Source organism: Clostridium sp., assembly GCF_021372645.1.
Classification (GTDB): domain Bacteria; phylum Bacillota; class Clostridia; order Clostridiales; family Clostridiaceae; genus Clostridium.
The window spans coordinates 1-10132 of sequence record NZ_JAJFUC010000091.1; the positions used below are offsets into that span (position 1 = coordinate 1).

At 28.9% G+C, this 10132-nt stretch carries 8 protein-coding genes; 6 read left to right on the forward strand and 2 right to left on the reverse strand.

All coding sequences use genetic code 11. The features are described from left to right. Nucleotides 1–533: 533 nt before the first annotated feature. The gene (locus tag LLF98_RS13795; RefSeq protein WP_291704570.1) at nt 534–1439 is read right to left on the reverse strand and encodes an AraC family transcriptional regulator; all 906 of its coding nucleotides are present in this window, start codon (nt 1437–1439) and stop codon (nt 534–536) included. 191 nt (nt 1440–1630) lie between these two features. Between LLF98_RS13795 and LLF98_RS13800 the strand changes: the two genes are divergently transcribed. After that, nucleotides 1631–2530 (forward strand): EamA family transporter, encoded by a 900-nt coding sequence (locus tag LLF98_RS13800; protein WP_291704571.1) that lies wholly within the window; start codon nt 1631–1633, stop codon nt 2528–2530. 172 nt (nt 2531–2702) lie between these two features. Here LLF98_RS13800 and LLF98_RS13805 read toward each other — a convergent pair whose 3' ends face one another. Continuing rightward, nucleotides 2703–3020: a hypothetical protein gene (locus tag LLF98_RS13805; RefSeq protein ID WP_291704572.1), complete on the reverse strand. Its 318-nt coding sequence runs from the start codon at nt 3018–3020 to the stop codon at nt 2703–2705. 180 nt (nt 3021–3200) lie between these two features. Between LLF98_RS13805 and LLF98_RS13810 the strand changes: the two genes are divergently transcribed. The 5 genes from LLF98_RS13810 to LLF98_RS13830 all read left to right on the forward strand — a co-directional run bounded on the left by LLF98_RS13810 (nt 3201) and on the right by LLF98_RS13830 (nt 9635). Continuing rightward, nucleotides 3201–3692 carry a prolyl-tRNA synthetase associated domain-containing protein gene (locus LLF98_RS13810; RefSeq protein ID WP_291704574.1) on the forward strand — a complete coding sequence of 164 codons (492 nt, stop codon included), beginning with the start codon at nt 3201–3203 and terminating at the stop codon, nt 3690–3692. A 270-nt stretch (nt 3693–3962) separates the two neighbouring features. Beyond that, nucleotides 3963–4517: a recombinase family protein gene (locus LLF98_RS13815; protein WP_291704575.1), complete on the forward strand. Its 555-nt coding sequence runs from the start codon at nt 3963–3965 to the stop codon at nt 4515–4517. Between the two features lie 32 nt (nt 4518–4549). Next, nucleotides 4550–7516 (forward strand): Tn3 family transposase, encoded by a 2967-nt coding sequence (locus tag LLF98_RS13820; RefSeq protein ID WP_291704576.1) that lies wholly within the window; start codon nt 4550–4552, stop codon nt 7514–7516. Between the two features lie 680 nt (nt 7517–8196). Continuing rightward, nucleotides 8197–9210, forward strand: coding sequence for a replication initiation protein (locus LLF98_RS13825; protein ID WP_291704578.1), 1014 nt, complete (start codon nt 8197–8199; stop codon nt 9208–9210). A 242-nt stretch (nt 9211–9452) separates the two neighbouring features. Further along, nucleotides 9453–9635: a hypothetical protein gene (locus tag LLF98_RS13830; protein WP_291704579.1), complete on the forward strand. Its 183-nt coding sequence runs from the start codon at nt 9453–9455 to the stop codon at nt 9633–9635. Nucleotides 9636–10132: the final 497 nt, after the last annotated feature.

Sequence of the window (10132 nt, forward strand, 5' to 3'; positions counted from 1 at the left end):
TATGGAATAACTTAACAGTAGTAATACTAGTATATTTAATTTAATACTGCACACAATAATACCTGAAAGAGGTGATTGTCATGGGAAACGATTTTGAAGATGATTATTGGGGATTACTCCAAAAATAACTTTTAAATCCCCATTAAGTACACTTATTTCAAAATGAAGCCAGGGTTTAAGAATAAACCCTGGTTTTATTTTTTGTAAAATGGTGACAGTCACCATACTGATATGAATATTTGGTAAAGCATACTTTTGATTATTAGGTAATGAATAAATAATATTAACTTCTGTTGTTATTCTGAAAGTGTACAAGCTATAAGGTTCATGGCGTGTACACTTTTTAATGTTTCTCAAGTTGGACAGGCTCTCCAGTTTATACATTTTTTACAATAAAGGGATTCTCAATATTTTCGACAAAACCCATGCCAATAAATAGCAATTTACAGTACATAATGGTATAATTCACTTATAAGTTGTTACGGAATTGTAAATTATTGTGAGCTATATATAGTACATATTTTATATTTGTTTTACCTACATTGCCAATATTTATTTCTATATTCAGAAGGTGAACAATTCATATATTTTTTAAATACTTTTCCAAAGTAACTTATACCATTAAAACCTACATCAAGAGCAATGTTAGAAATAGAATCCTTACTTTTCAAAAGTAGTTCTGCTGCTTTTGAAACTCTATATTCCAATAAATATTCAAAAGGGGTCACTTTTAAAATCCTTTTAAAACTTCGGCAGCATTCGCTTTTGCTGATATTTGCTGCCATTGCAATATTATTTAGATGAATATTATCTGTATAATGTTTTTGTATATATTGCATTGCTAGTTTTATACGTTCATTATCATTTGATATTGCAGGCATAGTGTTTTTAATTTCTTCCTTAATTTCTCTAATTAAGTTTAACCAAACAATGCTTAAGTAATTTCTGATTTCTAATTCATATCCATACGACTTTTCATGTGATAAAGTGAAAATTTCTTTTAGATAAACTAATATGCTTTTTTGCCACGGAACATTAGGTTTTAAAGAGATAAATTTAAACTTACTACTTCTAATAATTGGATTTAAGTATTTCTTTTCAATAAGCGACTGTTCAGTACCTCCAATTAAAGTTGAATCGAAATCAATAGAAAACATTATACAATTACTATTGTTATATGGCTTAATTTGATGAAGTACGTTTGAATTGACCATAATTCCTTCACCTGGGGATAAAATAATTTTTTCATCTTCAATAAAAAAAACTACTTTATCATAAAGTGAATACGAAAATTGCAATTCTTTATGCCAATGCCATCTTATATACCCTTCTTCAAACAGATTAAATTTGTCAGTATAAATTGCCAGTGGAAAATCATAGGAACCATGTTTTATTGTCTCCTGCAGATTATCATTTACTTCTATTCTTGTTGCTTGCATTCTTATCATCTCGCTAATATAGTTTTAGTTTTTGATAATATATTAATTGTTTAATGTCTAAAATAATAATAAAATTATTACATATTTATTTGAATAAATCAATATAATTGCAATTAGCTACAATATTATATTAGTAAATTAGTATACAAAAATTTATTCAGAATAATTACAAAAGAAGGAGTGAAAATATAGTGAACTTTCAGCCACGAATAAAAGGAATAATACTCGTAATCATAGGAGCCATGTTATGGGGAATATCAGGTACTGTTGCTCAATACTTATTTCAGGAAAAGGGATTTAGTCCAGAGTGGCTTGTTGTAATACGTCTATTAGTATCAGGGGTAATCTTATTATTATATGTTTTTATGAAAGGTGAACAAAATATATGGAAGGTCTGGAGAACTAAACATGATGTTTTGAGTCTTATATTTTTTAGTATTTTAGGTATGTTAGGTGTGCAGTATACATATTTTGCGGCTATTAAATATGGAAATGCAGCAACAGCAACAATACTTCAATATTCATCACCAATAATAATTACTTGTTATTTAGGCATTCGTACTAAAAAAATTCCCGATTTGCAAGAAATTATTGCTATTGGATTGGCGATGTTAGGCACATTTTTTATCATCACGAAAGGTAATATTCATAGTATATCTATTTCTAAGTTAGCATTATTTTGGGGAATTGCTTCAGCATTTGCAGCAGCCTTTTATACTGTACAACCTCGTTCACTTCTTACAAAATGGGGTTCTGTACTAGTAGTGGGATGGGGAATGCTACTAGGAGGAATAGCATTCAGCTTCATTCAGCAGCCATGGAATTGCACTGGTAAATGGTCTATTACTTCAATATTAGCTATTATATTTGTAGTATTATTTGGAACTCTAATTGCTTTTACTTGTTTTCTAGAAAGTTTAAAATATATAAAACCAACAGAGTCAAGTGTATTATCATCAGCTGAACCTTTGTCAGCGGCTTTATTATCTGTATTATGGTTACATGAGGAGCTTGGAATAGCACAATGGCTAGGAACAGCGTGTATTATAATTACAATTATAATTTTATCTCGTATAAAATTATCAAATTAGCTGAGGAAATATAGTTATTAGTTCATGATATTCTTAAATGGTGACAGTCAGCATACTGAGGGAACTTGTGACTGAAGTTGTTCAAAGAAGATAGAATTTCGCATTGAATAGTAAGAAAAGATTGTTTCAATTGAACATACAAAAACTTCAGGAGCGTTTTGTGAAGGAATTGCTATATGTTCAATTTCTCCAATTCTTCTTTTAAATTAAAATTACTATTTTCTATATCTTCATTTTTTTTATCATAGCTTTTCTCTAACTCTATGAGTTTATTTTTCAGCACAGTTTTAAAATACTTATAAGAGTTTGTTTTTATTATATCCACATTATCTTTTTCCATGGTCATAGCTTCGGATTCTACATATGCCATATATAATTTGCCTTCTGTAAAGTTGATACCCTTAAAATCCATATTAAGTAGTCTTAAACTTGATTTGTTTAAAATAGTTTCTTTTGGATATAAATTCTCATTATGGGGTCCCGCCAACATTTCCGACAGAACCCACTCTAAGACATAAAATGGAAAAGTATCTTATAATTCATTCACTTCAAGAAATAGTAATCTATATTATATAATGGTATAATTTACTTATAAAGTGTTGCGGAATAGTAAATTATTGCGAAGAAAACCCATAAGAGATATATTTGATAAGTAGGAGGAAAGTAGCAAATGAATAATATTCGTAAGAAAGTAATTGATGCCATGGAAAGTATGAATATTCAATATGATATTATTGAACATCCAGCAGTGTATACCATAGATGAAATGGATAAATTAAATATTGACAGTAATAATGAAGTAGTTAAAAACTTATTTGTTCGAGATGATAAAAAGAAAAGATATTTTTTAATAGTTCTTCAAAAAAATAAGCAAGTGAATTTGAAAGAAATTAGAAATGAACTAAATTGTAGACCGTTAAGTTTTGCGTCAGAAGAAGACTTGAAAAAATATATGGAATTAAGCAAAGGCTCTGTAACTCCATTTGGAATTTTAAATGATACTGATTGTAGGGTAGATGTGGTTTTTGATAAAGATATTTTATTATTTGAACGTATTGGAGTTCATCCAAATGATAATACAGCGACTGTTTGGATTTGTCCGAAAGATTTAGAATTTATAATAAAAAATCATGGAAATAGTATTAGATATCTAAATATTTAAAATTCTAAATAATTAACTATTAAAGTTAATCAAAATATGAAAGCAATATTAAGTACATAATATTCTTATATTGTTCATCAACAAGAGTTTAAGCTCTTGTTTTTATTTTTCGCAAAAGTACCATAAACGGTCGTTTTAGGAACTAAAAGAGTTAGTTACTTTTTTAGTTCCTATTTTCTTTATTTGTAGAACCAAAACTCTTACCAAAAACAAAGTTTCAAAATTGACCCTAGCATAACGTTTTTGGTAGTATCTAAGTGAGGTGATAATGTGAAAATAGGCTATGCTAGGGTAAGTACTGAAGAACAAAACTTAGATAGGCAAATAGATATCCTGAAACAGATAGGTTGCGATAGAATCTATGAAGAAAAGGTATCTGGTATAAAAAAGGAGCGTCCTGAACTTAATAAGATGTTAGATCAAATTCGTACTGGTGATGTAATAATAATATCAGACCTTACAAGATTAAGTAGAAGTGTTAAAGACCTTTTTAGTATTGTAGAACAGATTGAAGGAAAAGGTGCAAATATTAAATCACTTAAGGAATCTTGGGTTGATACTACAACAGCACAAGGAAAGCTGATGTTTACTATCTTTGCAGGTATTAGTCAGTTCGAGAGAGATCTTATATCTCAAAGAACAATAGAAGGGCTTAATGCAGCACGTGCAAGAGGGAAAAAAGGCGGACGTCCAAAGGTAAATGATAAAGATATTAAGCTAGCAATTAAGATGTATACTAGCAAGAGCTACAGCATTTCTGAAATTATGAAAGCAACTGGTGTCAGCAAAACTACTCTTTATCGATATATTAATAATAATAAATAGTTCTAGTAATTAAACTAAGGAGTTGATATATAGTGGCCACAGCAGAAATTTTACTTACAGAAGATCAAAGACTTGAATTTACTCAAATACCACAGAACATTAGTGAATATGAAATTGCAAAATACTATACTTTTTCGACCTATGATATTGATATTATTAACAAACATAGGAGAGATTATAATCGTCTTGGATTTGCTGTTCAATTAGCATTACTACGTAATCCAGGTTGGTCTTTAATTAGCATAAATAATATTCCCGAAAGTGTTTTAGATTACATTTCAGAGCAAATAAAAGTTAGCCCAAAAGAACTTGAGTTATATGCTCAAAGGGAGAATACAAGGCTGGAACATCTACAGGAGATTAGAGAACTATATGGATTTAAAAACTATACTGACCAACATACTCAATGTTTAATACAAACATTACTCCCTTATGCTATTGAAAATGATAATGTTATAAATCTCATAAAATTATCAATAAATGAGATTAGAAGACAAAAAGTAATACTACCAGGTATTACTACCATTGAAAAAGTTGTAAGTGAAGTAATAGCAAAGGCTGATGAAGAATTTATTGAAATTGTAAATAATAGTATTACAAATGAGCAAAAGTATAAATTAGATATGCTTATAAATGCTCAAACTGAGGAGACAAAGACAAAACTTGGCTGGTTGAAAGAAGATCAAGGACATTCATCACCAAAAGCATTTGCACAAGTAATAGAAAGACTAGAATTAATAAGAAGTTTACAGCTTGAGTTAAATATTGCAGGGTTGCATCCCAATAGAATTCGTCAGTTATCTAGGCTAGGATCTAAATACGAGCCGTTTTCATTAAGAAGATTTGAAGAAAAAAAGAGATATTCAATATTAGCTTTATATTTATATGAATTAAGCCAAAACCTTATAGATAAAGCCATTGAAATACACGATAGACAGATAAATATTTTATTATCTAAAGGACGTAAGAAACAAGAGGAATTACAGAAACAGAATGGTAAGTCATTGAATGAAAAGATTGTTGAATATATAGACATTGGAGCTGCTTTGATAAAGGCAAGGGATGAGAATTTAGATCCATTTAAAACACTAGAATCTGTAATGCCATGGAGTAAGCTTGTAGAGTCTGTTGATGAAGCAAAAAAATTAGCAAGACCTGTAAGTTATGATTATCTTGATTTGTTGGACAGTAGATATAGTCAGCTTCGTAGATATACACCTATTTTAGTTAAGCATCTAAAGTTTAATTCAACTAATAATGCTTCAAAACCATTAATTGAAGCTATAAATGTATTAAATAATATGAATGAGAATGGAAATCGAAAAGTTCCGGAAGATGCTCCAACGGATTTTATATCCAATCGTTGGAATAAATGTTTATATGAAAAAGATGGTTCACTAAACCGCCACTATTATGAAATAGCAACACTTAGTGAACTTAAAAATAGAATACGTTCTGGAGATGTTTCTGTTGAAGGAAGCAAGAATTTCAAAGACTTTGAAGAATATCTTATACCACATGATGAATGGAACACTGTTAAAAAAACAGGTACAAGGCTTGCAGTAAATCTAGATGTGAGCGAATACCTACAAGAAAGAATTGAATCTTTGAACAGTAGATTAAAGTGGTTCTCCAAAAATATTGATAAGTTAGACGGTGTAACGATTGAAAATTCTAAGATACATATTGATAAATTAGAAAAGGATACTCCTCCAGAAGCTGTTCTTTTAAGCCAAAAGTTATATAAAATGATGCCTAGAATTAAACTTCCTGATTTGCTTTTGGAAGTATCAAAGTGGACAGACTTTGATAGAAATTTTATTCATGCTTCAAGTGGGCATATTGCTAAAGGTGAAGAAAAAACCATATTAATGGCAGCTCTTATGGCTATGGGAACTAATATAGGGTTGTCAAAAATGGCTGATTCAACTCCAGGTATATCTTATAGGCAAATGGCTAATGCAGCACAATGGAGATTATATGATGATGCTATGAAAAAAGCTCAATCTACACTTGTTAATTATCATAATAAATTATTTTTATCAGCTTTTTGGGGTGATGGAAGCACTTCATCCAGTGATGGTATGCGTGTTCAGGTTGGAGTATCTTCTTTACATGCTGATGCTAATCCTCATTATGGTACTGGTAAAGGCACCACAATGTATAGATTTGTGAGTGATCAATTCTCAACGTTCTATACTAAAGTAATAAATACTAATGCTAGAGATGCAGTGCATGTAATTGATGGACTTCTTTATCACGAAACAGATTTAAATATTGAGGAACATTATACAGATACAGCTGGTTACACTGATCAAGTATTTGGATTAAGTCATTTACTAGGATTTCGATTCGCACCTAGAATTAGGGATATATCGGAGATTAAACTATATTGTGCTGGAAAAGCTAGTGAGTATCCTAAAATTGAGAGCATTTTGAACGGGCAGATAAAAATTAAAACAATTGAGGAAAACTTTGACGATGTGTTAAGAATGTCACACTCGATAAGAGAAGGAAATGTAACAGGCTCTCTTATAATGGGTAAAATAGGTTCCTATTCAAGGCAAAATGCTTTAGCCACTGCATTACGAGAAATGGGAAGAATTGAAAAAACTATTTTCATATTAGATTACATAACTAATGAATCACTTAGAAGGCGTATTCAGAGAGGACTTAATAAAGGAGAAGCTATGAATGGATTTGCTAGAGCTATATTCTTTGGTAAACGTGGAGAATTTAGAGAAAGAGAGTTACAAGATCAGCTTCAAAGAGCAAGTGCTCTTAATATTCTAATTAACGCTATCAGCATTTGGAATACAACTTATTTACAAAAGGCTATAGATCATTTAAAACAGAATGATGCCGTTGATGAAAGTTTACTTAAACATATATCACCATTAGGATGGGAACATATCAATTTACTTGGCGAATATAATTTTGATGTCAAAAATATTCTTGAATCGGATGAACTTAGACCATTAAATATTAATAATCCATAAAATGGCTTAGAGTGGGTAAAAAGTAAACTTTTTATCCATTTTATGTCTTAACGTGGGTTTTGTCGGAAATGTTGGCGCTACCCCATTAAGTACACTTATTTCAAAATGAAGCCAGGGTTTAAGAATAAACCCTGGTTTTATTTTTTGTAAAATAGTGACAGTCACCATACTGAGGGAACTTGTGACTGAAGTTGCTAACTCTTAGAACTCCTGTATGTATGAACCTCAGACTTGTGACTCACTTATTAAAGATAACTTATATGTGGTAAAGATAACTTACATTTGATATTTTAAAATTTAAGTATAACTGTTTGATAGTAAAACTTGATTAAGAAATGACAACAACTCCTTGTTGTTTTAATTGTTTTATAACAATTGTTTTAATTGTTTTAGGCATACTTCAAAGCTTTGATTTTACTATGGTTGGGAGTACAAAGTATAACTTTTTGATAGTGAAAGATAACCTTTTGATAGTAAAACTTGATTTAAGTATAACTTTTTGATAGTGAAGTATAACCATTTGATAGTAAAAATTGATTAAAGATAACCTTTTGATAGTGAAGTAATACAGCGTATATAAAGCCAGTAGTATCAATGGTTTATGAAAGTAGAGCTAAAATATTAAAGCCTATTGATAGCTAAATTTAAATAAGTTATATTTATTTCATGGGGTGAGATAAATGATTACTGATTTACAAAATATAAATAATAATTGGATATATCAAAGCAATAAACTAATTGAAGCATCTTATACATTAACGGTAATTGAGCAGAAGATAATTAGGTTATTAGCAAGTATGATAAAAAAAGATGATGATGATTTTAAAGAGTATGAATTTAAAACTAAAGATTTAATAAAAATATTAAATACAAGTGATAGCAGATTTTACAGAGATATCGATAATATTACAGATTTGATTATGCAAAGAATTATAAAAATAAAAGATGTAAATACTGGAGAGTTTGAGAAATATCATTGGATAGATGTATGCAAATATAAAAATGGTATTCTAAAATTAAAGATAAATAGAGAGTTAAAGCCATTTTATTTAAGCCTAGATTGGTATACAAAATACCAACTGAAAAATATAATGCAATTTAAGAGTACATATTCATTTAGATTATACGAACTCTTAAAACAATATGAGAAAATAAGCAATAGATTAATTACTATTGATAATTTAAGAGCTGTATTAGATATTGATAAAACTCAATATCCAAAGTATGCAAATTTAAAGCAAAAGGTTATTAATGTAGCAGTCAAAGAGGTAAATCTAAAGACTGATATTGATTTTACATTAGAAGAGATAAAAACAGGGAGAAAAGTAACAAGTATTAAATTTAATATAAAAAAGAAGAAAAATGTTCAAAATGAAATATCAACGATTAAAGAAGATTCAAAGAAAGATATAAATATTAATAATATCAAACTTGTACAAGCTATAATTGAGAATATAAGCGATATTGATGCAAGTAAAATCTTTGATGTTGCCTGTGGAGATATTGAAAATATAAAAGAGAAGTATTCTATAATAAGCAAATTTAAAAATGTAAAAAATTTAACTGGTGCTATGATACAGGCAATAAGGGAAAATTGGACAACTAATACTATTAATAATAATAATTTCAATAATTTTGAGACTAGAACTTATGATTATGATGAATTAGAAAAGAAGTTGTTGGGATGGGAATAAGAAGTAGATAAGATTTTATTAATTTATCTTAGCTGCTATTTTTATTTTGTATTAATTAGAACTTTTACCTGGTAATTTCTGTACCTTCGAGGTCTTAGTGAGGAACTTGTGACTCATTTGTTATAAAGTCTAATCCACTCAATAAATAGTTATATAGATAACTAAATTTAGAAAAATACGCTAAGTTTTTAGTGTATTTTTTTGATATTTTGGGTACAATTTAAACAGAAATGACGAGGGCAATGATAGAAAAAGTAATGAATGTAGCAATTACTCCATGCTATGGAAATGTAAATAAAGAATCTAGGCATGGAAAGTTAATATTTTTAAGTGATGTTAGTATGGCAACTTACTCTATATACCTATATATACAATTAATACAAGATATACAAGCAACACAATATATGTTTAATTTATTTTTTTAGACTTAAATCGTTCGATAATTATGGCGTTTATAAGGTATTTATATAATTATTGCCTTATAGCTTTTTGCTTTACAGATAAAACATAGTATTTTAGCGTAGTTATATGGCATTATAAGGCATATAATGTAAATTGTCTTATAGGATTGTATTATTGTATATACATTCAATACAAGATATACAAATTTAAAATTTATATTATGATAAAGACAAAGCCGTCGCTTTTAGAGAGTTAGCTCTATTCTTAAATTGTGTATCAACCTAAGAAATATCTAAATTAAGGTACTTCTTTTTATATCCAAAATCAATTGATAGTTCCATAACTTAACAGTAGTAATACTAGTATATTTAATTCAATACTGTACACAATAATATTTGAAAGAGGTGATTGTCATGGGAAATGATTTTGAAGATGATTATTGGGGATTACTCCAAAAATAACTTTTAAATCCCCATTAAGTACACTTATTTCAAAATGAAGCCAGGGTTTAAGAATAAAC

Excerpts from the sequence above, each read along its gene's own strand:
- LLF98_RS13805 (WP_291704572.1), bottom strand. The coding sequence starts at position 3,020 with ATGTTGGCGGGACCCCATAATGAGAATTTATATCCAAAAGAAACTATT.
- LLF98_RS13810 (WP_291704574.1), top strand. The coding sequence starts at position 3,201 with ATGAATAATATTCGTAAGAAAGTAATTGATGCCATGGAAAGTATGAAT.
- LLF98_RS13830 (WP_291704579.1), top strand. The coding sequence starts at position 9,453 with ATGATAGAAAAAGTAATGAATGTAGCAATTACTCCATGCTATGGAAAT.
- LLF98_RS13795 (WP_291704570.1), bottom strand. The coding sequence starts at position 1,439 with ATGCAAGCAACAAGAATAGAAGTAAATGATAATCTGCAGGAGACAATA.
- LLF98_RS13825 (WP_291704578.1), top strand. The coding sequence starts at position 8,197 with ATGATTACTGATTTACAAAATATAAATAATAATTGGATATATCAAAGC.